The organism is Roseateles noduli, from assembly GCF_050626985.1.
Taxonomy (GTDB): Bacteria; Pseudomonadota; Gammaproteobacteria; order Burkholderiales; family Burkholderiaceae_C; genus Roseateles; species Roseateles noduli_A.
The window spans coordinates 3,361,352-3,384,535 of record NZ_CP192463.1; the positions used below are offsets into that span (position 1 = coordinate 3,361,352).

At 65.8% G+C, this 23,184-nt stretch carries 23 protein-coding genes; 8 read left to right on the forward strand and 15 right to left on the reverse strand.

Features of this window, described 5'->3' with window-relative positions; genetic code table 11:
* Positions 1–36 precede the first annotated feature (36 nt).
* The 14 genes from flhF to ACQ4L4_RS14715 all read right to left on the reverse strand — a co-directional run bounded on the left by flhF (position 37) and on the right by ACQ4L4_RS14715 (position 13,240).
* The gene (flhF, locus tag ACQ4L4_RS14650) at positions 37–1,752 is read right to left on the reverse strand and encodes a flagellar biosynthesis protein FlhF (RefSeq protein WP_431099692.1); all 1,716 of its coding nucleotides are present in this window, start codon (positions 1,750–1,752) and stop codon (positions 37–39) included.
* The gene (flhA, locus tag ACQ4L4_RS14655) at positions 1,749–3,848 is read right to left on the reverse strand and encodes a flagellar biosynthesis protein FlhA (RefSeq protein ID WP_431099693.1); all 2,100 of its coding nucleotides are present in this window, start codon (positions 3,846–3,848) and stop codon (positions 1,749–1,751) included. The genes flhF and flhA overlap by 4 nt, the downstream gene beginning before the upstream one ends.
* Before the next feature lie 283 nt (positions 3,849–4,131).
* Complete coding sequence (locus ACQ4L4_RS14660; protein ID WP_431099694.1) at positions 4,132–5,328, reverse strand: EscU/YscU/HrcU family type III secretion system export apparatus switch protein; 1,197 nt, start codon at positions 5,326–5,328, stop codon at positions 4,132–4,134.
* Positions 5,329–5,497: 169 nt separating this feature from the next.
* Positions 5,498–6,136 carry a protein phosphatase CheZ gene (locus ACQ4L4_RS14665; protein ID WP_082938636.1) on the reverse strand — a complete coding sequence of 213 codons (639 nt, stop codon included), beginning with the start codon at positions 6,134–6,136 and terminating at the stop codon, positions 5,498–5,500.
* A 16-nt stretch (positions 6,137–6,152) separates the two neighbouring features.
* Positions 6,153–6,545 carry a chemotaxis response regulator CheY gene (gene cheY, locus ACQ4L4_RS14670; RefSeq protein ID WP_067276146.1) on the reverse strand — a complete coding sequence of 131 codons (393 nt, stop codon included), beginning with the start codon at positions 6,543–6,545 and terminating at the stop codon, positions 6,153–6,155.
* A 73-nt stretch (positions 6,546–6,618) separates the two neighbouring features.
* A complete protein-coding gene (gene motB, locus ACQ4L4_RS14675) occupies positions 6,619–7,566 on the reverse strand; it encodes a flagellar motor protein MotB (protein WP_377161332.1) in 948 nt (315 codons plus the stop codon).
* Between the two features lie 15 nt (positions 7,567–7,581).
* Positions 7,582–8,439: a flagellar motor stator protein MotA gene (gene motA, locus ACQ4L4_RS14680; RefSeq protein WP_088403404.1), complete on the reverse strand. Its 858-nt coding sequence runs from the start codon at positions 8,437–8,439 to the stop codon at positions 7,582–7,584.
* 176 nt (positions 8,440–8,615) lie between these two features.
* Entirely contained in the window at positions 8,616–9,374 is a 759-nt protein-coding gene (locus tag ACQ4L4_RS14685; protein ID WP_431099695.1) for a class I SAM-dependent methyltransferase, read from the reverse strand.
* A 10-nt stretch (positions 9,375–9,384) separates the two neighbouring features.
* Positions 9,385–9,921, reverse strand: coding sequence for a flagellar transcriptional regulator FlhC (flhC, locus tag ACQ4L4_RS14690; RefSeq protein ID WP_067276156.1), 537 nt, complete (start codon positions 9,919–9,921; stop codon positions 9,385–9,387).
* Between the two features lie 56 nt (positions 9,922–9,977).
* Positions 9,978–10,301 carry a flagellar transcriptional regulator FlhD gene (gene flhD, locus ACQ4L4_RS14695; RefSeq protein WP_377161327.1) on the reverse strand — a complete coding sequence of 108 codons (324 nt, stop codon included), beginning with the start codon at positions 10,299–10,301 and terminating at the stop codon, positions 9,978–9,980.
* 189 nt (positions 10,302–10,490) lie between these two features.
* Positions 10,491–11,531, reverse strand: a complete 1,041-nt coding sequence (locus ACQ4L4_RS14700) for a glycosyltransferase (RefSeq protein WP_431099696.1) — start codon at positions 11,529–11,531, stop codon at positions 10,491–10,493.
* A 28-nt stretch (positions 11,532–11,559) separates the two neighbouring features.
* Positions 11,560–12,096, reverse strand: a complete 537-nt coding sequence (flhC, locus tag ACQ4L4_RS14705; protein ID WP_088403400.1) for a flagellar transcriptional regulator FlhC — start codon at positions 12,094–12,096, stop codon at positions 11,560–11,562.
* Positions 12,097–12,171: 75 nt separating this feature from the next.
* Positions 12,172–12,498 carry a flagellar transcriptional regulator FlhD gene (flhD, locus tag ACQ4L4_RS14710; RefSeq protein WP_067276165.1) on the reverse strand — a complete coding sequence of 109 codons (327 nt, stop codon included), beginning with the start codon at positions 12,496–12,498 and terminating at the stop codon, positions 12,172–12,174.
* A 250-nt stretch (positions 12,499–12,748) separates the two neighbouring features.
* Positions 12,749–13,240 (reverse strand): tetratricopeptide repeat protein, encoded by a 492-nt coding sequence (locus ACQ4L4_RS14715; RefSeq protein ID WP_431099697.1) that lies wholly within the window; start codon positions 13,238–13,240, stop codon positions 12,749–12,751.
* A gap of 655 nt (positions 13,241–13,895) precedes the next feature.
* On the opposite strand from ACQ4L4_RS14715, the gene ACQ4L4_RS14720 reads away from it, so the two are divergent.
* The 7 genes from ACQ4L4_RS14720 (at position 13,896) to ACQ4L4_RS14750 (ending at position 20,875) form a co-directional block, all read left to right on the forward strand.
* On the forward strand, positions 13,896–14,735 hold the full coding sequence (locus ACQ4L4_RS14720) for a flagellin (RefSeq protein ID WP_377161321.1): 840 nt from the start codon (positions 13,896–13,898) through the stop codon (positions 14,733–14,735).
* A 498-nt stretch (positions 14,736–15,233) separates the two neighbouring features.
* Positions 15,234–16,076: a flagellin gene (locus ACQ4L4_RS14725; protein WP_431099698.1), complete on the forward strand. Its 843-nt coding sequence runs from the start codon at positions 15,234–15,236 to the stop codon at positions 16,074–16,076.
* Between the two features lie 325 nt (positions 16,077–16,401).
* On the forward strand, positions 16,402–17,271 hold the full coding sequence (locus tag ACQ4L4_RS14730) for a flagellin (RefSeq protein ID WP_377161317.1): 870 nt from the start codon (positions 16,402–16,404) through the stop codon (positions 17,269–17,271).
* Positions 17,272–17,435: 164 nt separating this feature from the next.
* Positions 17,436–18,908: a flagellar filament capping protein FliD gene (fliD, locus tag ACQ4L4_RS14735; RefSeq protein WP_431099699.1), complete on the forward strand. Its 1,473-nt coding sequence runs from the start codon at positions 17,436–17,438 to the stop codon at positions 18,906–18,908.
* A gap of 211 nt (positions 18,909–19,119) precedes the next feature.
* The gene (gene fliS, locus ACQ4L4_RS14740; protein ID WP_431099700.1) at positions 19,120–19,554 is read left to right on the forward strand and encodes a flagellar export chaperone FliS; all 435 of its coding nucleotides are present in this window, start codon (positions 19,120–19,122) and stop codon (positions 19,552–19,554) included.
* 107 nt (positions 19,555–19,661) lie between these two features.
* A complete protein-coding gene (locus ACQ4L4_RS14745) occupies positions 19,662–19,961 on the forward strand; it encodes a flagellar protein FliT (RefSeq protein WP_067282807.1) in 300 nt (99 codons plus the stop codon).
* A gap of 176 nt (positions 19,962–20,137) precedes the next feature.
* Positions 20,138–20,875, forward strand: coding sequence for a flagellar brake protein (locus tag ACQ4L4_RS14750; RefSeq protein WP_431099701.1), 738 nt, complete (start codon positions 20,138–20,140; stop codon positions 20,873–20,875).
* Positions 20,876–20,956: 81 nt separating this feature from the next.
* On the opposite strand, the gene fliE is transcribed toward ACQ4L4_RS14750, so the two are convergent.
* Positions 20,957–21,277, reverse strand: a complete 321-nt coding sequence (gene fliE, locus ACQ4L4_RS14755) for a flagellar hook-basal body complex protein FliE (protein ID WP_377161309.1) — start codon at positions 21,275–21,277, stop codon at positions 20,957–20,959.
* 163 nt (positions 21,278–21,440) lie between these two features.
* Between fliE and fliF the strand changes: the two genes are divergently transcribed.
* Positions 21,441–23,174: a flagellar basal-body MS-ring/collar protein FliF gene (gene fliF / locus ACQ4L4_RS14760; RefSeq protein WP_431099703.1), complete on the forward strand. Its 1,734-nt coding sequence runs from the start codon at positions 21,441–21,443 to the stop codon at positions 23,172–23,174.
* Positions 23,175–23,184 lie beyond the last annotated feature (10 nt).

Consider the following 23,184-nt stretch of genomic DNA (forward strand, 5'->3'; position numbering starts at 1 on the left):
CCCGGAAGCCCCTCCGGCCGAGCGGTCAGCCCTTGGTCAGTTCATCCCCATCGGCGAGGATGCGCCCGCCGATCCGGCCATCGTGCCGGCGGTGAAGATCAGGTTGACGTCGGAAGCATCCACGCGCCAGGCCGCCTGGCCGTGGCTGCGCAGCGCGCGCTGCACCAGGGCCTGCGACGACAGGCGATGCCAGTCTTCCGGCACGCGTTGGCCGTTGGTGACGCCCAGGACGCGCAGCTTGTGACGGATCACGGTGTCCAGCGCCGGGGCCAGCTTCACCGCTTCGTCCAGCTTGGACAGGATGACGCCTTGCGCTTCCGCGCCGCGCCAGGCACCGACCACGTCCTCGATCGTCTCGCCCTGCTGGGCGGCGTTGACGACCAGGATGCGCTTGATGCTCTTGTGCGCCAGCATCTCCAGCAGCTCGGCGGTCCGGCTGTCGCGCTGGGCCGTGCCGGCCGTGTCGATCAGCACCATTTTCTTGGACGACAGCAGGTCCAGCAGGTCTTCCAGCGAGGCGCGGTCATGCGCCGTGTGCACCGGCACGCCCAGGATGCGGCCATAGGCGCGCAGTTGCTCGTGGGCGCCGACCCGATAGGCATCCAGCGTGATCAGGCCGAGCTGGCTCGCGCCGTACTTGGTGGCGAAGGCCGCGGCGATCTTGGCCGTCGTCGTCGTCTTGCCGACGCCGGTCGAGCCGATCATCGCGAACACGCCGCCTTGATCTTCCAGGGCCGGTTGCTGCTCGGCGGTCTGCACGTTGCGCGACAGCACGTTGGCGGCCCACGCGTGGGAATCGGCTTCCTCGGTCGTCTGCGCCGGCAGGCCTTCGACCAGCTTGCGCACCAGGGCCGGCGAGAAACCGGCATCCAGCAGCTTCTGCGTCAGGCGGGCCTTCGCCGGCTGGCGCTGCAGCTTCTCCATGAAGGCCAGCGCGCCGAAGCGCTCTTCGATCATGCCCTTCATCGCGCGGAGCTCGGTCATCATCTCCTGCTCGCGACGCGAGGACGCCGGCATGTCGTTCAGCGGATGGTTGCCCATGCCGCCGAAGCCGTGGCCGATGCCGCCCAGGTCCTGCAGGGACTGCTGCTGCACGCGGATCTCGTCGCGCAGCACCGGGGGCACGACGCGCGGCGCGGGGGCCGGCGCGGAGTCGTAGGCACGCTCGTCGACACGACGGGCGCCCAGGGTCTGCATCGCGGAACGCGCGCGCTGGTCGCGCTGCGCGGCCATCGAGGCGACCGATTCATTCATTTGCGACTGCGAAAAGGCGGGCGCCGGCTCGTCCATCATCGGATCGGGCAGGCCGTTCATCTCCGCCGAGCGGCGCTTGAGCATGCGCTCCCGGACGTAGTCCTGGAAGGACAGCGTGCTCATGGCCATCGCGTTGACGTCCTCGCCCACCGAGGCTCCGGAGCCACCGAAACCGGGCTCCGCGCGCTGCGGGGCCGGCGACGCGGACAGACGCTGCTTGAGCGCCTGACGCGGTGGCACGTCTTCCCGTTGCTGCTGGCGCTGCGGTTGGGCAGCCGGCTGACGCGGCGCGGCGGCGCGGGGCGCAGCAGCTGCGGCACGCGGCGTCGAGGCGGCGACGCGCTCGATCTGCGACATGCCTTCCGGCGCCATCGCCAGCACCTCCACCCCTTCGGGGCAAGGCTTGTTCGAGAGCACGACCGCTTCGTCGCCGAAGGCCTGGCGGACCAGGGCCATGGCTTCGCGGGAATTGCGGGCGGTAAAGCGTTTGACGTTCATGCCGTGCCTCCGATGATGGAGCCGATGCGGATCGTGTGCGTTTCAGGAATCTCGCTGTGTCCCAGCACCTTCAGCCGCGGCGCAGCGCGCTTGAGCAGACGGGCCAGGGGAGCGCGAATCAGGTCGGGCACCAGCAGGCAGGCGGGCAAACCGCGATCCTCTTGGGACTGCGCGGTCTGCGCGGCACTTCTTGCAAGCGTGTCGGCCACGCCGGGATCCAGCGCCGCGCCGTGAGGCGAGTGCAGGGCCTGCGAGACCAGACGTTCCAGCTCGGGGTCGAGGGCGATGACGTCGAGCTCCTTGGCCGGTCCGTAGATCTGCTGCACGATCGCCGGAGCGATGTGGATGCGGATGCGACGGGCCAGCTCGGCGGGATCGGTCGTCTGCCCGGCGTTTTCGGCCAGGCTTTCCACGATGGAACGCATGTCGCGGATATGCACGCCCTCTTCCAGCAGGAACTGGAGGACTCGTTGCAGGGCGGCGACATTGACCATCTTGGGAATCACGTCTTCGATGAGTTGGGGCGCTTGCTTGGTGAGGTGATCCACCAGCTGCTGGGTTTCCACCCGGCCCAACAACCGGGCCGCGTGAACTTGCAGCAAGTGTGAAAGATGCGTGGCCACCACGGTCGCGCAATCAACGACGGTAAAGCCCGCCATTTGCGCCATATCCCGTTGCCGCTCCTCGACCCAGACCGCCGGGAGTCCGAAGGCGGGATCCGTCGTGGGCGTCCCGATCAGCTTCTGCGTGGCGTGACCGGGGTTGATCGCCAGCCACATGCCCGGGTAGGCCTCCGCTTCCCCGATCACCGCGCCGCGCAAGGTCACGCGGTACTGGCTGGGGCGCAGTTCCAGGTTGTCCCGGATGTGCACCGACGGGGGCAGGAAACCGATGTCCTGCGCGAACTTGCGGCGCACGCCCTTGATGCGGCTCAGCAGGTCGCCTTCGCGGGTCTTGTCGACCAGCGTGATCAGGCGGTAGCCGACTTCCAGGCCCAGCGTGTCCACCGCGACGACGTCGTCCCAGGAGGCTTCGGCATCCGGGTTCGGCGCGCCGGGCACCGGAGCGGCGGCCTTGCGGGATTCGGCGGCCTTCGTGGCCTGCTCCGTGGTGCGCAGCCAGTAGGCCAGGTAGCCCAGGGCGCCGGCAATGATCATGAAGACCAGGTGCGGCATGCCCGGGATCAGGCCCAGGATGAAGACGACGCCCGCGGTGATGGCGACGGCCTTGATCGAGCCGAACACCTGCGAGCCGATCATCTGGCCGACGTCCTTGTCCTTGCCGACGCGCGACACGACCAGGGCGGAGGAGACGGAGATCAGCAGCGCCGGGATCTGCGCCACCAGCGCGTCGCCGACGGCCAGCAGGATGTAGCTGTCGGCGGCCTGGCTGGCGGTCAGACCGTGCTGGACCACGCCGATGACGAAGCCGCCGACGATGTTGATGAAGAGGATCAGGATGCCGGCGATCGCGTCGCCGCGGACGAACTTCGAGGCACCGTCCATGGAGCCGAAGAAGTCCGCCTCGTCGCCCAGTTCGGCGCGGCGGCGCTTGGCTTCCTTCTCGTCGATCAGGCCGGCGGACAGGTCGGCGTCGATCGCCATCTGCTTGCCGGGCATCGCGTCCAGGGTGAAACGCGCGCCGACTTCGGCGATCCGCTCCGCACCCTTGGTGACCACGATGAAGTTGATGACCACCAGGATCGCGAACACGATCAGGCCGACGGCGAAGTTGCCGCCGATCAGGAAGTGGCCGAAGGATTCGATGACCTTGCCCGCGGCGCCGGCGCCGGTGTGGCCTTCCAGCAGCACCACGCGGGTCGAGGCCACGTTCAGCGACAGGCGCAGCAGCGTCGTGATCAGCAGGACGGTCGGGAAGGCGGCAAAGTCCAGCGGCCGCAGCATCTGCGACGCCACCAGCATCACCATGATGGACATGGCGATGTTGAAGGTGAAGAACAGGTCCAGGGCGAAGGCCGGCAGCGGCAGCACCATCATCGACAGGATGATCATGATGGCGATCGGCGCCCCGAGCGCCTGCACGATGGCGGCGCGGGGTCCGAGGAAGTTCTGCAAACGGGCCATCAGCTCGTTCATCGGTGCTGCCTTCAACCTGTTGGATGCCGGAGGGGAATTCACTTGCCCGACACTGCCGTCGGGCCACGCCATTGTTCGGCGAGAGCCAGTTTTCCTTTAGCCGGATAAAGGGGGGAATTCCCCCCCGGAATCGCGCCTACCTCGGCGCCACTCCGGAGCGCCCTCGCCAGAGGGGCCCGGGCCGGTGCCCCCTTGGAGCGAATTCCGAGCGGCGAGGAGGAGATTGAGCGGAAAGGGGGCACCGGCCCGGGCCCCTCCCGCTCGGTACATCGAACAGCCGCGATCAGGCCGGCTTGCCTTCCGGGAACTGATCGTCCAGTTCCTCTTCCGGCGGCGTCCAGCCCGGCTTCTTGTGCGGGTCGAGCTCATCGGGCACCGGCGGGTTCGGCACGGCCTGAGGCGAGGCGCCTTGCCCCTTCAACGCGGCCTTCAGCTGGTACACGTAGGCCAGCACCTGCGCCACGGCGCCGAACAGCGCGCCGGGGATCTCGCGGTCCAGCTCGGCGTGGGCGTACAGGGCGCGGGCCAGCGCTGGCGCCTGGAGCACCGGGACCTTGTTTTCCTTGGCGATGTCGCGGATCTTGAAGGCCAGCAGGTCCAGGCCCTTCGCCACCACGCGCGGCGCGCCGAACTTGGTTTCGTCGTAGGCGATGGCGACCGCATAGTGGGTCGGGTTCATCACGACAAGATCGGCCTTCGGCACCGCCTGCAGCATCCGGCGCTTCACCAGCTCCCGCGCCTTGGCGCGCATCTTGTGCTTCATCTCGAGGTTGCCTTCGGCTTCCTTGAGCTCGTTCTTGGCTTCCTCGCGGGACATCTTCAGCCGCTTCAGGTACTGGTGGCGCTGCAGCGGCACGTCGATGACGGCGAACAACGCCAGGCACAGGCCCAGCATCATCAGCCCGCCCATCAGCTGCTTGCCGGCGAAGGCCAGCGCCGACGGCAGCGGCACCGACATGATCCCGATAAAACCGGCGATGCGGTCCTTCAGCGCCATCGCGCCGACGACGCCCAGCACCAGCGACAGCGCCACGGCCTTCAGCGCCGTGGTCAGGTTCTGCATCTGGAACAGTTTGCCGAAACCGGTGATCGGATTCAGGTTCGTGAATTTCGGGGCCAGCGGCTTCATCGTGAAGTTCCAGCCGCCCGAGGCGATGTGCGCGGCGATCGCCGCCATCGCCAGGATGATCAGCGCCGGCAGGCCCAGCATGAAACCCTGCCAGGTCAGCGTCGACAGGCGCTCGGTCATCATGCCGGCCGTCCGCAGCTGTTCGGCGTCAAACCGCAGCGCACCTTCCAGCATGCGCTGCAGGGTTTCGACGGCGTACGGCGTCGACGTCGCGAACAAGGCGCCACCCGTGGCCATCACCGCGAAATGCGGCAGGTCCCGGGAGCGCGGCAGTTGACCTTCCTTGCGAGATCTTTCGATCTTTTTCTGCGAGGCGGGTAAGTTGCGGTCTTGTGCGTCTTGATCGGCCATGGGGTGGTCACGGCCCTATGCCGTGGCCCCGCCATTGTTTGGCCGGAAGGGGTTTCGCCTTGGCCGGATAAGGGCCCGAAATCTGCCCGACTTCCGATCTCGCCACCCCAGAAAGCAGAAACCCGCGCCGAGGCGCGGGTTTCGTTGCGGCGATGCCGGCTTCGAAAGATCAGAAGCCCAGAGAGGCCAGCAGATCGTCCACTTCGGACTGGTTGGCCACCACGTCGGCGCGGCCTTCCGGGTTCACGACCGGGCCCTGCAGGATGCTCGGGTCGACCTTCTCGCGCTGTTCCGGCGGCACCACCGAGACCAGCAGCTTCACCAGCGAATCTTCCAGATCGTTGGCCAGCGTCACGACCTTGGCGACCACCTGGCCGGTCAGGTCATGGAAGTCCTGCGACAGCATGATGTCGGTCAGGTGGGTATCGATCTTCGACGTGGAGGACTCGACCTCCTTGACGAAGTTCAGCACCGCGCCCGACGCCACCGCGCGGACCGGGTCCGCGGTAATGGCCTGGGCCATCGCGTTGGCGGCCTCGGTGATCTTGGCGTGCTCGGCCTTGGCCTGGTCGACCGAGTTCAGCACCTTGTTGGCGGCGTCGGCGGTCTTGTTGGCGATGTAGGTCAGGCGGCTGCGTGCGTCGGGCAGCCCGTCGGTCGCGACCTGCAGCTTGGGCATCACGCCCAGCTGCTGCATCGTGTCGTGCAGCACGCGCGTGATCGTGCCGATCTGTTGGAACACCTCGGGCGAGACCGTCAAGGGCTCGTTGGATTGCGAGGTCAGTTTGGCCAGCTCTTCCATCTGCATGGTGGGACTCCCAGCGTCAGGCCGCAGCGGCCAGCTTCTGCATGATCTTCAGGACCTTCTCCTCCAGTGTGGCCTTCGTGAACGGCTTCACGATGTAGCCCGCCGCGCCGCTCTGGGCGGCCAGGACGATGTCTTCCTTGCGGGCTTCCGCCGTCACCATCAGCACCGGCAGGTGCTTCAGCGTGGCGTCTTCCTTGATGGCCTTGAGCAGCTCGAAGCCATTCATGTTGGGCATGTTGATGTCGCTGACGACGAAATCGTATTTCGCCTGTTTCAGCATGCTCAGGGCCTCGACGCCGTCTTCCGCCTCTTCGGCGTTGTTGTAGCCGATCTCCTTCAGCAGACCGCGCACGATCCGGCGCATGGTCGAGAAGTCGTCGACGATCAAGAATTTCATGTCAGTGCTCATGGCGTTCCTCTGAGGGGACTGGAGGGCTTAAGGCGAGATCTGGTTATAGATGACAGAACGTCGATCCGGAACGTTATCGGCCCGCGGGCGCGGAACTTGAGGCCTGCGGCGCGCTCGCCGCGGGGTCTGAAGTGTCCTCGTCCTCATCGGGCAGGTTCTTCAGCACCGCATCCTCGGCATCGCGATTCATCACGATGATGCTGATGCGGCGATTGACTTGGGCTTTGGGGTCTTTCGTGTCCAGCAGTTTGCTTGACGCTAACCCCTGCACGCGAAGAACCCGGGCATCCGGCAGACCGCCCGCCACCAGCTCTCGCCGCGAGGCATTGGCCCGGTCCGCCGACAGTTCCCAGTTGCTGTATCCACGCTCGCCCGCAGAAAACGGCTGTGAATCCGTATGTCCTTCCAGCGTCAGCCGGTTGGGCACCTCGGACAACACGTTGCCGAGTTCCTGCAACAACTCGCGCATATACGGCTTCACCACCGCGCTGCCGCTGTCAAACATCGGACGATTATTCTCGTCCACGATTTGGATCCGCAAGCCCTCGCGTGTCATATCGAGCCGGATTTGCCCACCTAATGCCGCAATTTTGGGGTTCTCCGCGATGATTTTCTCGACCTTGTCCTTCAACTGCTGCAGGCGTACGCGTTCCGCCCGTCGCTGCTCTTCCTTGAGGGCCTTCAGGTTGATGGTTTTCCGAGGGGATTCGACGTCGCCGGCCTTGACCTGGCCGGTCTGGCGCGTCAGGTCCTGACCGCCACCCTTGATGATGTGCGACGCGTCGCCCGAACCCGAGCCGCCGAACATGGCGACCTTCAACGGCGAGGCGAAATAGTCCGCGATGCCCTTCTTGTCACCCTCGGTCGTCGAGCCGAGCAGCCACATCAGCAGGAAGAAGGCCATCATCGCCGTCACGAAGTCGGCGTACGCGATCTTCCACGCGCCGCCATGGGCGGCATGGCCGCCCTTCTTGACGCGCTTGATGATGATGGGCTGGAGTTTCTTGGCGTCACCGGCCATGGTGATTCACTCCGTTCACTTCTTCTTCACGTGGCCTTCGAGCTCGGCGAAGGTGGGGCGCTCGGTCGAGTACAGCACCTTGCGTCCGAATTCGATCGCCACCTGCGGCGCGTAGCCCTGCATCGAGGCCAGCAGCGTGGTCTTGATGCACTGGAGTTCCTTGCCGGCCTCGTCGACCTTGGCTTCCAGCGCGCCAGCCAGCGGCTCGGCGAAGGCGTAGGCCAGCAGGATCCCGAGGAACGTGCCGACCAGCGCCGAGCCGATCATGCCGCCCAGCACCGCCGGCGGTTGGCCGACCGAGCCCATGGTGTTCACCACGCCGAGCACCGCGGCCACGATGCCGAAGGCCGGCAGGCCGCCCGCCAGGCGCTGCAGCGCGATCACGGCGAGGAAGGCCTCGTGGTGGTGGGTGTCGATCTCGGCGTCCATCAGGGACTCGATCTCGTGCGCGTTGAGGTTGCCCGAGACCATCATCCGCAGGTAGTCGGTGATGAACTCGGTGACGTGGTGGTCGTTGCCCACCGTCGGGTATTTCTGGAAAAGCGGCGAGCTGTGCGGGTCCTCGACATCCTTTTCGATGGACATCAGACCTTCCTTGCGCGCCTTTTGCAGGATGTCGTAGAGCAGCGCCAGCAGCTCCATGTAGCGCGCCTTGGTGTACTTGCTGCCCTTGAAGCAGTCGCCCAGGCCCTTCATGGTGGCCTTCATGACCTTGGGCGGGTTCGTGGCCAGCATGCCGCCGATCGCCGCGCCGAAGATGGTGGTCATCTCGAACGGCAGCGCGTGCAGCACCACGCTGATGTTGCCTCCGTGCGCGATGAACACGCCGAAGATGCAGGCCAGTGCCAGCAGCCAACCGATGATGACAAACATGGAATTCGTTCCGTCCTGAAGTTGCCGCCGCGTCCCCTCGCGGTCCGGGCCATCTCATCCCTTATCGACCGGCTCCCCGCCCGCTTGAGCCCGGTCTGTGACGGCCGGTGTCTCGCGGGCGCCGGTCGGGCGTCGCTGTCTCGTGTCGTTCGACATCGATGGAGCGCGTCCCGGCCTCAGGCCTGCAGGTCGCGCACCCGGTAGGCGTAGAGCTGGTGGCGGGTGCCGGTATCCAGCTGCGCGAAGACGGGTTGTCCCGGCAGCGGGAAGTCCAGGCTGACCAGCCAACTGCCCGGTCGCATTTCCGTGCGCGCCTTGTCCAGCGCGCGCGGCATCGACTCGGGCCGCTGGAAGAGGTAGACCAGGTCCGTGTCGCGCCACGACTGGGCCCACAGGTCGCCCCGGGCGATATCGGCCCAGGGGCAGCGCAGGCGGGCCAGCAGCCACAGGAAGCCACTGTATTCAATGCCCGCGAAACGCACGCCCGGATAAGCGCGGCGAAGGGCCACCAATCCGTCGCCTAGCCCGCAGCCGGCGTCCAGCACGCGGGCGCCGCCGTGCAGCTTCACACGCTCGGGGAGCGCGCGCAGCGCGTCGTGCGGTGTCGGGAACAGCGGGGCGTCGCTCCAGCCTCGGCGGGGATAGGCGAGCACCAGCACGCCCAGCGGGATCAGCCAGATCCAGGCCGGCAGGTCGGTACCGGTGAAGAGCAAGGCCATCGGAAAGCCGGCGGCGACGATCATGCGGCGCCAGGTCTGGCGATGCAACCCGGCGAGGATCAGCCCGAGGCCCGAGGCGACGATCGCCGCCGGCCAATCGGGCCCGAACAGGCGCCAGACGGCGAAACAGGCGGCCCAGCTCAGCAGCGCCAGCGTCGGCCAGCGCAGCGCGGAGCGGGCCTCTCCCGAAGCGGCGTGAGGGAGTCGGGCGGCCATGACGGCGCCCTCAATGCATCTGGATGCCGCCGGCCGCCTTGCCCTTGCCGGCGCGCGCCGGAGGGTTGCACAGGCCGCAGACGTAATGCTTGGCGACCTCGTGCGGGTGGGTCACGAAGTGGCCGCCGCACTTGCTGCACTTGGTCATCGTCAGCATGCCGTTGTCCACGAACTTCACCAGGCGCCACGCGCGGGTGACCGACAGCAGTTGCTCCAGGTTCTGCGCCGCGGTCTGTTCCTGGTACAGCTGATAGGCCTTGATGACGACGTCGATCTCGTCCATCTCGGCCACCTTGTTCAGGTACTCGTGGATGTTCAGGAACAGGCTGGCGTGGATGTTGGGCTGCCAGGTCATGAACCAGTCCGTCGAGAACGGCAGTTGGCCCTTGCTGGGGCTCTTGCCCGAGACTTCCTTGTACAGGCGCAGCAGACGCTCGTAGCTCAGGTCCGTTTCCGACTCCAGCACCTGCAGGCGGGCGCCCAGGTGGATCAGCGTCACGGCGCGATCGATCTGCTTGGCTTCGGTCAGGATGGACTTGGTGCGCATGTCGGTGTCTCCGGCTTCAATTCAGCTTCAGTTGACGCGTTGGGCGTCGATATAACTTAGGCGGCTTCCTGATGACGTCCAGCCATCAGGATGGAGGCATGCAGGCGGGAGACGCTGTCGTTGGCGGCCGGCTTGCCGTGCGAGGTCAGCAGGCCCCACACCAGGTCATCGTCCATGCGGAAGCGGCACAGCAGCGTATTGCCCGAGGCGATCTTCAGCATCTGGGCGGCGCTCAGCGTGGTCAGCAGCGTCGCGGTCTCTTCCGAGATGCCCAGGCGATACAGCGCCTGTTCGCGGTCGGCGCGGATCAGGCTCTGGGCGAGCATCAGGTACGACAGGTTGGCTTCGCGGATCTCGGCGAGGATTTGGTCGGCGTTCATCGTTCGGCTCCTGGGGTGTTGGGTGCTGATGTCGTTTTGTTTCAGCGTGAGACGAACTGTAGAGATCGCGACACGCAAGCAACATCAGGTCGCTTCCATCTCCGGGTTAGGGAGCGCACCGACGCGCTTGTCAGATGAATTCCTACAAGATGCCAGATCAGCGCCATCCCGGCGCTGCTTTTTGAGGGATCACCGCGCCTCGCGCAGCACCCTCGCCTCCTCCGCGCGCCCGGTGGCGTCCAGGACAAGCGCCAGGTTGTAAGCGGCGAGATGACTGCCCCGTCCCTCGACAGCGCCCGGCTGGTCAGGGCGTTCGCCAATCTCCAGACAGCGACGCCAGGCGCCTTCGATCATCGGGATCAAGGCTTCGGCTTGCTGCGGCTGGTCCGCCGCCCAATCCAGCAACAGATCGCCCAGCGCGAAGAAGAAGTCCGGCGAGTCCCCGCATCGTTGCAGCTGCGTTTCCGCGAAGACCAGGCCGTCGGCATGGCGCTTGAGAGACTTCAGACGGAAGAGTCTTCTCGCGACCAGATCGTTCCACCATCCAGGCGGCAGGGGCAACGAGGTCAAGCGGTCGACGGCATTCACGAACGCTGCTTCCGCATCCGCGAAGCGGTCATAGACCGAGAAGTCCTTGCCGAGCTGGTACCAGAGATACGGGTTGGCGGGATCTTCATTGACCGCCGCACGTAACAGCTGCTCGTTGCGTCCCCGCTTCAGGTGAAGCCGTTCAGGCAGGTAGCCGTCGTGCGCGACATGGATGTCGAGCGCCCTGACGGGCAACTCATGCGCAGGCTGTTCATGGATGCGGCCGGTGTAGCGAATGCGCCCCGGCAGCACGCGGCTGAGACGCGACTGCGCGGTACCGCCGTCGAAATGATCCTGAAGCGCGACCGTGCCGACGAACTCGGGGGCGGTGCTGCGCAACGCCTCGAGGGCCGCACCACTGCCCTCCCCGATCAACCATTCATCCGCATCGAGCACCACGTGCCAGTCGGCGCCGGCCGCGTCAAGCGCCGCATTGCGCGCCGCGGCGAAATCGTCGATCCAGCGGAAATGCACGACCCGGGCGCCGGCGGCTTCAGCCAGACGAAGGGTGTCGTCGGTGGAGCCCGTATCCATGACCAGCAGTTCATCGACGAACGGACGAACGCTGGTCAACAGCCGGCCGATCGTCGCCGCCTCGTTACGGGCGATGACGACCAGGCAGCTGCGCCAGCGGGTAGACATTCGACGAAATGATCCTGACGCGATGCGCTCAATGCATCTGGATGCCGCCGGCCGCCTTGCCCTTGCCGGCGCGCGCCGGGGGGTTGCACAGGCCGCAGACGTAATGTTTGGCGACCTCGTGCGGGTGAGTCACGAAGTGCCCGCCGCACTTGCTGCACTTGGTCATCGTCAGCATGCCGTTGTCCACGAACTTCACCAGGCGCCACGCGCGGGTGACCGACAGCAGCTGCTCCAGGTTCTGCGCCGCGGTCTGTTCCTGGTACAGCTGATAGGCCTTGATGACGACATCGATCTCGTCCATCTCGGCCACCTTGTTCAGGTACTCGTGGATGTTCAGGAACAGGCTGGCGTGGATGTTGGGCTGCCAGGTCATGAACCAGTCCGTCGAGAACGGCAGTTGGCCCTTGCTGGGGCTCTTGCCCGAGACTTCCTTGTACAGGCGCAGCAGACGCTCGTAGCTCAGGTCGGTTTCCGACTCCAGCACCTGCAGGCGCGCGCCCAGCTTGATCAACGTCACGGCGCGATCGATCTGCTTGGCTTCGGTCAGGATGGACTTGGTGCGCATGGGGTGCTCCGGAGGCTGTCGGATGTTCTCGGGCGGCAATTTCTCTGCCTGAGGCAGTTGCCTGAATCTTCTGGATCAGGCAGCGGCTTCCTGATGACGGCCCGCCATCAGGATGGAGGCATGCAGGCGGGAGACGCTGTCGTTGGCAGCCGGCTTGCCGTGCGAGGTCAGCAGGCCCCACACCAGGTCGTCGTCCATGCGGAAGCGGCACAGCAGCGTGTTGCCCGAAGCCATCTTCATCATCTGTGCCGGGCTCAGCGTGTTCAGCAGCGTCGCGGTCTCTTCCGAGATGCCCAGGCGATACAGCGCTTGTTCCCGGTCGGTACGGATCAGGCTCTGGGCCAGCATCAGGTACGACAGGTTGGCTTCGCGAATCTCGGCAAGGATCTGGTCGCTGTTCATCGGGTGGCTCCTGGTGGATGGCGTTGCTGCGATGGAATGAATTCTGAAGAAACACCCATTCGTGCGACATCAGGGTGGCGCCAGATACAAGCTAGGGCGTGGGACGACCGCCTTGTCAGCCTGATTCCTACACGTTGCCAGCCCCCAAAGAGAAAACCGCCGCCCGAAGCCCGTGGTTGCGGGCTCGGCGGCGGTTTTTCGGGGAGACAGCCTGTCAGGGCCGTCCCGGCGGCGACGGATCGTCGGCCGTTCAGGCGGCTTGGAGGCGTAGCAATTCGGAGTCGACGATGGCCATCAGCTCCGGCGAATCGCGGCGCAGCATCTCGAGCGCCTGTCCTTGATTGAGGATGCTCAACACCTCGATCGCGGCCTTCACCTCGCCCAGGCCCGACAGCGCGAAGCCGAGGGTGTAGAGAGAGGGCGCATGCTGCGGCGAGAGCTCCACGGCACGATGCGCATACAACGCGGCGTCGCTCAGTTGCCCCGCGGCCAGCAGCAGCGCGCCGACGTCGGACAGCAGGTCGACGCTCATCGGCGCCATTTCCAGCGCGTTGTAGAGCAGCGCGACGCCGTCGCCGATACGCCCCTGCGCGGCTTGCGCATAGGCGGCGTTGCGCGCCTGGGCCAGCAGCAGGCGAGCCTCGCTGGATCCCGGACGGATCGTTCCGTGACATTGTTCCTCGATCGACGCGTCGATCATCGACACGGTGGACCGTGCCTCGGTTTGCGCTTGCAGTGGCATAGACCTCTCCATGGTCGTTGGGACTCGTCGATCGAGTCCGGTCTCGAGCCGAGACCGGTCCCGGCGAAGGTGGCGGATGCGGCGATCCCGCAAGTCGGCATCGCCAGGAGGCACTTTAGGGGGGCACCCCCGTGATCGAGCACACGAAAAGCGCCGGCATTCCCCCTCAATACCGCCGCGATCAGGCCGTAGATACCCCCATGTCCGTCGCCAGACCGACACCCGGGCACGAGTCCGGGTCGAAGTCAAACGACAAACAACGCGTTGCAAGACCTGCTTATCCAAGGATCACAAGTCTTGACAAATTGCCCTCAAGTTCTAAGGAGAGGGGCCCGATAACCAACACAACGGGGCTGCTGAATGCAGCGACAGGCAAGCAAAGACAAGTGGTCTTGCTAGCAGGTCGAAGCAGGCAGGCGGCACGTGGTCCGGTTAGAAGGCCTGACGTTCTTGGCTTCCGATGAGGGGTGGGACGGCAACGGTTGACTAGCGTCGGACTGGGACCGAACCGGGAAATGGCCCGGGCGGTTCAGCAGGAGCATCCGAGATCCTCGACCGGTTCGCCTCACGGCGGGTCGGAGGATCGGAGGACTCAGGCGCTCATGTGTGGTTCGGCGCTTTTGCCGGTATTTACGTATAGCTGTTAGGAGCAATCATGGCCCAAGTCATCAACACCAACCTGCTGTCGCTCAACGCCCAGCGCAACACCAGCACCAGCGCCACCTCGTTGGCCACGTCGATGCAGCGCCTGTCTTCGGGTCTGCGCGTCAATTCCGCCAAGGACGACGCCGCCGGTCTGGCGATCGCCGACCGCATGAACTCGCAAGTCCGCGGCATGAACGTCGCCCAGCGCAATGCCAACGACGGCATCTCCCTGTCGCAGACGGCTGAAGGCGCGCTGTCCAAGGTGGGTGATTCGCTGCAGCGCATGCGTGAACTGGCGGTGCAGGCCCGCAACGCCACGAACACGACGACCGACCTGGACTCGATCGGTCAAGAATATGCCCAGCTGGGCTCTGAAATCCAGCGCGTCCTGGGCGGCACGACCTTCAACGGCCGCGCCATCCTGGCAGGCGACTCCGGCACGCAGACCTTCCAGATCGGCGCCAACACGACGGCCAACGACTCGGTCGACGTCACGACGACCAACATGACCACGGACACGACCATCACCGGCGTGACCAGCGGCGCGATCACCAACGCCTCGACGACGACCGACCTGGCCACCGTGATCGACAACATCGACTCGGCCATCAAGACGGTCTCGGGCGAACGTTCGAAGCTGGGTGCCTCGCAGAACCGTTTCGACGCGATCGTGTCGAACCTGCAGATCTCGGTCGAGAACCAGACCGCTGCCCGCAGCCGGATCATGGATGCCGACTTCGCTTCGGAAACCGCCAATCTGAGCCGTGCGCAGATCCTGCAACAGGCCGGCAACGCGATGATCGCCCAGGCCAACCAGGCGCCCCAGCAAGTTCTGGCCCTGCTGCGTTAATAGTAGGAAGCGGTTTCCGTCGACGCCAGCCGTCGGCGGATCCCCAGAGCCTCGAAGGGGACGCGGTCCCCTTCTCTTTTCGCATCACCAGCACGGCCGGGGTGTGAAAAGAGAAGTCAACGAGCGAGGGTGGGGCCGGAATGGGGCTTGGGGTTCCCGGAGGGACGTCCCATGCCCCGCGGAGAGCCCGCGCCAAGCCTCCCGAAGGCTTTGTACCGAATGGCCTCCGCGCCGGCCAGAAACCAGCCGGAAAGGCGTTTGACACCGGCGTGCCGCAAGAGCCCGCCCACAGTGGCCCCCGCCACTTCTTCACGCCCGCCACGGGGCGTTGCAAGCTTTCTTTTCAAGAAGGCCTCAAGTCCATTCCTGCGCGTCCCGATAACTGCATCAACGGGTCCGCAATTCAACAGCAAGGGCCACGTGGTCCGGCTCAGTCGGACGATTATTCAACCGTCCGCCGAGACCGCAGAAGGTCTTTGAAATTTAAAGGAATGGATCATGGCTCAGATCATCAACACCAACCTGCAATCGCTCAACGCCCAGCGCAACCTGTCGTCCTCGCAGTCGTCGCTGTCGGTGTCGATGCAGCGCCTGTCTTCCGGTCTGCGTGTCAACTCCGCCAAGGATGACGCCGCCGGCCTGGCCATCGCCGAGCGCATGAACGCCCAGGTCCGCGGCATGAACGTCGCAATGCGCAACGCCAACGACGGCATCTCCCTGGCGCAGACCGCTGAAGGCGCGCTGTCCAAGGTGGGCGACTCGCTGCAGCGCATGCGTGAACTGGCGGTGCAGGCCCGCAACGCGACCAACACGACGTCCGACCTGGAATCGATCGGCAAGGAATACGCCCAGCTGGGTCAGGAAATCGGTCGCGTCATCGGCGGCACGACCTTCAATGGCAAGTCCATCCTGGGCGACGACGCCGGCACGCAGACCTTCCAGATCGGTGCCAACACCAGCGCCAACGACTCTGTCGACGTGATCACCAACAACATGACCAACGACGCGACGATCACCGCCGTGACCGGTGGGGTGATCGACAACGCGTCGACGCCGGACTCGCTCAAGACCGTCATCGACAACATCGACGCGGCCATCACGACGGTCAGCGGCCAGCGCGCGATCCTGGGCGCCTCGCAGAACCGTTTCGACGCGATCATCTCGAACCTGTCGGTCTCGGTGGAGAACCAGACCGCCGCCCGCAGCCGCATCATGGATGCCGACTTCGCCGCGGAAACGGCCAATCTGAGCCGCGCGCAGATCCTGCAGCAGGCCGGCAACACGATGGTGGCGCAGGCCAACCAGCTCCCGCAACAGGTGCTGTCGCTGCTGCGCAGCTGATCCCCTTCTATCGGTCGACTCCTCAAGCACCGGCCTTCGCGGCCGGGCCTCCAAAGGCTCCGCATCGCCCTTCCGGGACCGATGCGGGGCCTTCTTTTATTGGTTGGTTAATGGCCGGTATTCCGCCCGTTAATCGGCCAATCGGCGTTGAAGCACGTTTCGCACAATGGGAACCATCGAGCACGTAGTACCGCTCGACCACCGGTCCAACCGGCAGATCCAAACAATGACTGCGATGGCGCAGCGAGGATCCGCGGGTGCGGTCGGGAACCGACCCACCTAACCGGGATCGCAGCCAGGACAGGATCTCCGCAGGAGTGCATCAATGCCACAGACCATCAACACCAACATTGCCTCGCTGAACGCGCAACGCAATCTGAACTCATCGCAGTCGTCGCTGGCGACCTCGATGCAGCGCCTGTCGTCGGGCCTGCGGGTGAACTCCGCCAAGGACGACGCCGCCGGCCTGGCGATCGCCGAACGCATGAACGCGCAAGCTCGCGGCATGACGGTGGCGATGCGCAACGCCAACGACGGCATCTCGTTGTCGCAGACCGCTGAAGGCGCGCTGGGCAAGGTGGCCGATTCGCTGCAGCGGATGCGCGAACTGGCGATCCAGGCCCGCAACGCGACCAACGCGGACAGCGACAAGGACTCGCTGGACAAGGAGTTCGGCGAGCTCGCCAAGGAAATCCAGCGCGTCACCGCGGGGACGACCTTCAACGGCAAATACATCCTCGGGCAGGACGCGTCGACACCGCAGACCTTCCAGGTCGGCCCGAACACGACGTCCAACGACGAGATCACGGTCACCACGCCGAACATGTCGGAAGATGCGACGATCACCAACGTCGCGGGCCAGGACGCCAACGGTACGGGCCGGGCCGTCATCGACCGCACGGCGGACGCGGCGGCGATCGCCGCCGTCGTGGCCAACATCGACACCGCGCTGGACACCGTCAACAGCCAGCGCGCGACGCTCGGTGCGACGCAGAACCGCTTCGACGCCGTGATCTCCAACCTGCAGGTGGCCTATGAGAACCAGACCGCCGCCCGCAGCCGGATCATGGACGCGGACTTCGCGGTGGAAACCTCCAACCTGAGTCGCGCGCAGATCCTGCAGCAGGCGGGCAACGCGATGGTCGCGCAAGCGAACCAGTTGCCGCAGCAAGTGCTGTCGCTGCTCAAGGGCTGATAGAAAAACGCAATCAATCCCCCGGGTCGCCGTCCTAAAGTCGGTGCGAGGGGCGCCGATATGCAGGACAGGGCCTCACGCGGTTCACGCGAGGCCCTGTCGCGCATGGGGTTTCCGATGAGGAAATCCGGCAACAGTGGCCAGGGTCACAGGGAGTACGAACGATGGCATCCATTACTTCGGCCGGTCTCGGCAGCGGCCTGGACGTCGAGAGCATCGTCACGAAGCTGGTCTCGCTCGAGAAGCAGCCCATCACCGACCTGCAGACGCGCACCGACACGATCAAGACGCAGATCTCCGAATACGGAAAGATCAAGAGCGCCTTCAGCGCGATGCGCGATGCAGCCGCCAAGCTGGCCAATCCCAGCACCTGGGCCGCGCTCACCGCCACCTCTTCGGACACGAGCATGGCGACCGTCATCGCCGGCGCCGGTTCGGGCGCAGGTTCCTACGCGCTGAGCGTGACCAACCTCGCCTCGCCGCAGTCGTTGTCGAGCAAGGCCTTCGCGACCAACGCGACGGTCGGGGCGGGGTCGATGACCATTGAACTGGGCCAATGGAGTTCGGACAACTCGACCTTCACCGGCAAGAACGGCTCGTCGCCGGTGAGCGTCTCCATCTCGGCCACCGACACGCTGTCCAGCATCCGCGACAAGATCAACGGCTCGGGTGCGGGCGTGCTCGCCTCGGTCGTGACCGACGCCAACGGCCAGCGCCTGGTGATTCGATCCAAGGACACCGGCGAGGCGAACGGCTTTCGCATCACCACCGCCGACGACGACGGCAACGGCTCGGACGCCAATGGCCTGTCCGCGCTGGCATATGACCCGACGGCCTCGGTCACGTCGATGACGCAGAACACCGCGGCCAAGAATGCCAACCTCACGGTCAACGGCCTGGCGATCAGTTCCGCCTCCAACAACATCGAAGGCGCCGTGGACGGCCTGACGATCAACCTGCTCAAGGGCGGCACGAAGGACCCGTCGGACCCCACGGGTGCAACGATCATTCCCGCGCAGTCCACGATCACCGTCGGCCAGGACAAGGACAGCGTCAAGAAGGCGATCAACGACTTCGTCACGTCGTACAACAGTCTCATGACGCTGATGCGCAACGACACCAAGTACGACGATACCAACAAGACCGCCGGCACGCTCCAGGGCGACAGCACGGCGGTCGGCCTGCAGAGCCAGCTGCGCAACATCACCGCCTCGGGCAGCACCCTGGGCGGCCAGTTCGGCCGGCTCTCGGACATCGGCGTGGACATCGGCGCGGACGGCACGATGAAGGTCACCGACACCAAGCTGACCAGCGCGCTGGGCAGCATGGGCGATCTGAAGAACCTGTTCATGGGCGTGGACAGCAGCGACCCGAACAACAACGGCATGGCCACGCGCTGGCGCGCCTTCGCCGACCAGGTGACCGGCTTCGACGGCTCGATCACGACCCGGACCACCGGCTTGCAGTCTCGAGTGACCGCCAACGGCAAGCGCGTGGACGAACTCAACGACCGTGCCGACGCCTACGAGAAGCGCCTGCGCGCGCAGTACACGGCGCTGGACACGCAGATGGCCAAGCTCAACGACCTGCAGAGCTACGTCAACAAGATCACCAGCATGATCAGCAGCAGCAGTTGACGCGACAACTGCGGTCGCGGTCGGAACAGGACCGTCGCCACCGCCCTTCTCCGGCGCTTCGAAAAGGGCGCCGGCAAGCCTCCTCACGGAGGCTTTCCTTTTTCTTCACACGAGCAGAATTTCGAGACAAATTCGACACGGGGGAGGCTCAAGTTGGGCCAGCGGGGGCCGAAAACTGATTCAAGCACTTCAGCACACCGCAGCAACAATCATGTACGGCAACTCCTCCCCCTTCGCCTCCCACGGTCAGCGCGCCAGCAGCATGTACAACCGCGTCGGCGTGGAAACGGACGTGATGACGGCCACGCCGCATCGCCTGGTGAGCCTCCTGCTGGACGGCGCGTTCGATTCGATGACGCAAGCCATCGGCGCGATCCGCTCCGGCAATGTCGAAGTGAAGAACCGCAGCCTGAGCCGCGCGGTCCGCATTCTGGACGAAGGCCTGAAAGCGGCCCTGAACCTGGAATCGGGCGAACTGGCGCTGGACCTGCGCGACCTGTATGCCTACATCTGCACGCGGCTGACCTATGCGAACCTGCGCAGCGACGATGTCGCGATCGAGGAATGCGTGAAGCTGCTGCAACCGATCAAGGAGGCCTGGGCCAGCATCGCCCCGACCGCCGCCGACCAACGTGCCGCGGCCTGAGCCCCGGACGCCCCCTTCAGCCTGACGACTTGAGAAGTTCCATGTCCAAGTACACCGCCAAGCCCCAGACCTCCGCCGCCCAAGCCGCCCCGACCCCGGACCGCCTCATGAGCACCCAACTGTTGAGCTACTACGAAGCCATCGAACAAGCCAGCGCCGACATGCTGAGCGCCGCCCGTTCGGGCAACTGGGACGAGGTGGTGAAGCTCGAAGGCGCCTGCGTGCTGCTGATCTCGCAGCTCAAGCATGCGGCGTCCAGCCAGAACCTGGGCCCGGACGAAGCGCAGCTGAAGACGCGCATCATGCAGCGCATCCTGGTCAACGACGCCGAGATCCGCCACCTGGCCGAGCCGTGGCTGGAAGATCTGGACCAGCTGATGAAGGGCAAGTCCAAGACGGTCCACTGATCGGCACGCTGATCGGTTCCTCGTCCGATCGCCTCCGATCCGAGACATCGGTCACGCAAGCGCGTTCCGGACTCGCGACGGCGCCGCGACCGGCCCCTTGAACGCATGGGGTCGGCGCGGCGTTTGCCTTGGGGATGCGAGAGAATTTTTCCAACGAATCCTGCCGGATGCTGGCCTTGAGCGATCTGAAGCTATCCCCGAGCCCCCCCGACGCTGCGGACACCGATTTCCGGATGGACGCGCCCGGCGAGATCATGAACTGGCTGCGCGAGCTGCTGGAGTCGCAAGCGCGCATCCAGCTGTCGACGCCGGACGGCGAGGCGATCCACACGGTGCTGCGCGCGCTGGACACGCCGCTCGGGATGCTGACGATGGAAGCGCCGCAGGTCGGCGGCACGCTCGCGCCGGTGCTGGCCAGCGACGAGCTGGTGGCGACGGCCTTCCTGGACAAGATCAAATTGCAGTTCGACGTCTCGGGGCTGGTGGCCATCCGCGGCGACGGCGCCGAGGTGCTGCGCTCGCCGGTGCCGCTGCGGCTCTACCGCTTCCAGCGGCGCCAGGCCTATCGGGTCGCATCCGCCGGGCAGCTGTATCCGGCGCTGAAGCTGGCCGACCCGGCCCTTCCCCGCATCCGCGTCATGAACGTGAGTGCCGGCGGCGTCGCACTGCAATGGCCGGCCAACGTCATCCCCGTCCCCCAGGCAGGCGAGGAAATCAGCGGGACGCTGGAACTCGAGCGCGAAGTCAGCTTCTCCACGCTCTTGCGGATCCAGCACATGTCGGACGCCGAACAGGGCGCGCCGCGCCAGGCGGGCTGCGCATTCGTCTCCTTGTCGCCCAACGCGGCCCGCGCGCTTCAGATCTTCATCGACCAGGCGCAGAAGCGCGAACGTCTGATGCGTCGCAGCCTCTGATCGTTCGATCCGGAAATGCAAAAAGCCGCCCGAGAGGCGGCTTTTTCGTTCGCGCTGCGCTGCTCCGGGCAGCGAAGCCGTTCAGACCTGCATGTTCATGATTTCCGAGTAGGCCGACACCAGTCGGTTGCGGACCTGCAGCGTCGCCTGGAAACCGATCTGCGCCTTCTGCATGGCGACCATGGTCTCTTCGAGGCTGACGGTCGGATTGTCCAGCTGAACCTCCCGCTGCAGCCGCGACGCCTCGTTCTGCTGCGTGCTGACGGACTTCAACGCCGAGCTCATCGCATCCGCGAAGCTTGTGCCGCCCGACGCGGCCTTGGCCACCGGCTGACCCTGGGGGGTCAGGCCGGCGCGCGCCACCGCGTTGGCGAAGTCGAAGGGTTTGAGTTTCAGGTCCACGGAACGCATCGTACGGATCCACGCGCCGTCCATAGCTCCGAACTGGGGGGCCTTCTTCGGCCTGTTCCCACCATTCTTGAGGGCTCCGATCGAAATAATCCAGACCTGTGCCGAGGCGTCCGCCTGGGTACTCCGTTCGACACCAGCCGTACACCACCGCCCCATGGACAACGCCCTGAGCAGCCCCGCCGCCGGACTCCCCGAGGTGCAGCAGCCCGCCAAGCCGGCCGGCCTGCCCGCCCGCCTGGCGGCAATGCCCACGAAGAGCAAGATGATGCTCGGCGGCGGCGTGGCCGCGCTGCTGGCGGTCATCGTGGCGATGTCGATGATGACGGCCAAGCCCGACTACCGGCCGCTGTTCTCCGGACTGTCCGACAAGGACGGCGGCGCCGTCATCGCGCAACTCGCGCAGTTGAACGTGCCCTACCGCAACGACCCGGGCGGCGTCATCATGGTGCCCGCCAACCAGGTCTACGACCTGCGCATGAAGCTGGCCTCGGCCGGCCTGCCCAAGGGCGGCGTCGTCGGCTTCGAGCTGATGGACAAGCAGTCCATCGGCCAGACCGCCTTCAACGAGCGCCTGAACTTCCAGCGCGCGCTCGAAGGCGAGCTCACCCGCACCATCACCGCCATGGCCGACGTCGCCGACGCGCGCGTCCATCTGGCCATGCCGCAGCAGAACGGCTTCTTCCGCGAGCAGCAGAAGCCCAGCGCCTCCGTCATGCTGACACTGCGCGGCGGCCGCACGCTGGACCGCGCCCAGATCGCCGGCATCGTCCACCTGGTGTCCTCGTCGGTGCCGGAGCTGAACCCCAAGGCCGTCAGCGTGCTCGACAGCACGGGCGCCCTGCTCTCCCAGAACCCGGACGGCAACGCCATCGGCCTGGACAGCCAGCAGCTCCAGTACAAGCAGCAGATCGAAGCCAACCTGAACAAGCGGATCGCCGAGCTGCTCGAGCCGATGGTCGGCCGCGACAACCTGCGCTCGACGGTCACCGCCGATGTCGACTTCAGCCAGGTCGAGTCGACCGCCGAGGAATACAAGCCCAACCAGGGCCCGAACACGCAGAGCAGCGTGCGCCGCCTGACCTCCGAAGAGCAATCCGGCGGCACCGCCGGCGTGCCCACCGGCGTGCCCGGCGCGACCACCAACCAGGTTCCGCCGCAGGCCGCCGCGCCGATCAACGGCCAGGCCCAGCAACTGCAGCCGGCCGGGCAGTCCGGCGGCACGCAGAACCTGCGCCGCAACAACGACACGCAGTTTGAACTCGACCGCACCGTGCGCGTCACCCGCAACGCGATCGGCCAGATCCGTCGCCTGAACGCCGCCGTCGTCGTGAACCAGAAGACCGTCACCGACAAGAACGGCAAGACCTCCAGCCAGCCGCTGTCCGAGAACGAGATCCAGAAGCTGGACTCCCTCGTCAAGGAAGCGTTGGGCTTCTCGCAGGATCGCGGCGACTCGGTCAAGGTGCTCAGCGCCCCGTTCGTCTCCGACAAGATCGAGAACGCCGACGTGCCGCTGTGGCAGCAACCGTGGCTGCGCGACGTCGCCCGCGACTTCGCTGTCCCCGCCGCCCTGGTGCTGGTCGCGCTGATCGCCGTGTTCGGGCTGGTTCGCCCTGCTCTCAAGGCGGCTTTCCCGCCGCCCGTCGAACAGAAGGACGACACTGCCAGCAACAACGCGCTCAGCGTGGTGGAGGACGAACAGCTGGCGCTCGGCGGTCCGCGCGGTCCCGGCGGCCTGCCGGCCCTGGAGGCGCCGATCTCGAACGACAAGCTGGAGCGCGCCCGCCTGCTGGCCAAGGAGAACCCGATCGCCGTGGCCAACATCATGCGCGCCTGGGTCAACGGCGAGGAGCTGGAAACGGCCGCCGCCGCCGGCGGCCGCCGCTGAGCACCGCCGA

What these genes read in the sequence shown, in the direction of transcription:
- ACQ4L4_RS14685 (WP_431099695.1), bottom strand. Translation starts at nt 9,374, where the DNA reads ATGGCCGCCCGACTCCCTCACGCCGCTTCGGGAGAGGCCCGCTCCGCG.
- ACQ4L4_RS14715 (WP_431099697.1), bottom strand. Translation starts at nt 13,240, where the DNA reads ATGCCACTGCAAGCGCAAACCGAGGCACGGTCCACCGTGTCGATGATC.
- motB (WP_377161332.1), bottom strand. Translation starts at nt 7,566, where the DNA reads ATGGCCGGTGACGCCAAGAAACTCCAGCCCATCATCATCAAGCGCGTC.
- fliF (WP_431099703.1), top strand. Translation starts at nt 21,441, where the DNA reads ATGGACAACGCCCTGAGCAGCCCCGCCGCCGGACTCCCCGAGGTGCAG.
- flhC (WP_088403400.1), bottom strand. Translation starts at nt 12,096, where the DNA reads ATGCGCACCAAGTCCATCCTGACCGAAGCCAAGCAGATCGATCGCGCC.
- ACQ4L4_RS14665 (WP_082938636.1), bottom strand. Translation starts at nt 6,136, where the DNA reads ATGCAGATGGAAGAGCTGGCCAAACTGACCTCGCAATCCAACGAGCCC.
- ACQ4L4_RS14700 (WP_431099696.1), bottom strand. Translation starts at nt 11,531, where the DNA reads ATGTCTACCCGCTGGCGCAGCTGCCTGGTCGTCATCGCCCGTAACGAG.
- fliD (WP_431099699.1), top strand. Translation starts at nt 17,436, where the DNA reads ATGGCATCCATTACTTCGGCCGGTCTCGGCAGCGGCCTGGACGTCGAG.
- ACQ4L4_RS14730 (WP_377161317.1), top strand. Translation starts at nt 16,402, where the DNA reads ATGCCACAGACCATCAACACCAACATTGCCTCGCTGAACGCGCAACGC.
- ACQ4L4_RS14745 (WP_067282807.1), top strand. Translation starts at nt 19,662, where the DNA reads ATGAGCACCCAACTGTTGAGCTACTACGAAGCCATCGAACAAGCCAGC.
- flhC (WP_067276156.1), bottom strand. Translation starts at nt 9,921, where the DNA reads ATGCGCACCAAGTCCATCCTGACCGAAGCCAAGCAGATCGATCGCGCC.
- flhA (WP_431099693.1), bottom strand. Translation starts at nt 3,848, where the DNA reads ATGAACGAGCTGATGGCCCGTTTGCAGAACTTCCTCGGACCCCGCGCC.
- ACQ4L4_RS14725 (WP_431099698.1), top strand. Translation starts at nt 15,234, where the DNA reads ATGGCTCAGATCATCAACACCAACCTGCAATCGCTCAACGCCCAGCGC.
- flhF (WP_431099692.1), bottom strand. Translation starts at nt 1,752, where the DNA reads ATGAACGTCAAACGCTTTACCGCCCGCAATTCCCGCGAAGCCATGGCC.
- ACQ4L4_RS14720 (WP_377161321.1), top strand. Translation starts at nt 13,896, where the DNA reads ATGGCCCAAGTCATCAACACCAACCTGCTGTCGCTCAACGCCCAGCGC.
- ACQ4L4_RS14660 (WP_431099694.1), bottom strand. Translation starts at nt 5,328, where the DNA reads ATGGCCGATCAAGACGCACAAGACCGCAACTTACCCGCCTCGCAGAAA.
- flhD (WP_067276165.1), bottom strand. Translation starts at nt 12,498, where the DNA reads ATGAACAGCGACCAGATCCTTGCCGAGATTCGCGAAGCCAACCTGTCG.
- fliS (WP_431099700.1), top strand. Translation starts at nt 19,120, where the DNA reads ATGTACGGCAACTCCTCCCCCTTCGCCTCCCACGGTCAGCGCGCCAGC.
- motA (WP_088403404.1), bottom strand. Translation starts at nt 8,439, where the DNA reads ATGTTTGTCATCATCGGTTGGCTGCTGGCACTGGCCTGCATCTTCGGC.
- cheY (WP_067276146.1), bottom strand. Translation starts at nt 6,545, where the DNA reads ATGAGCACTGACATGAAATTCTTGATCGTCGACGACTTCTCGACCATG.
- flhD (WP_377161327.1), bottom strand. Translation starts at nt 10,301, where the DNA reads ATGAACGCCGACCAAATCCTCGCCGAGATCCGCGAAGCCAACCTGTCG.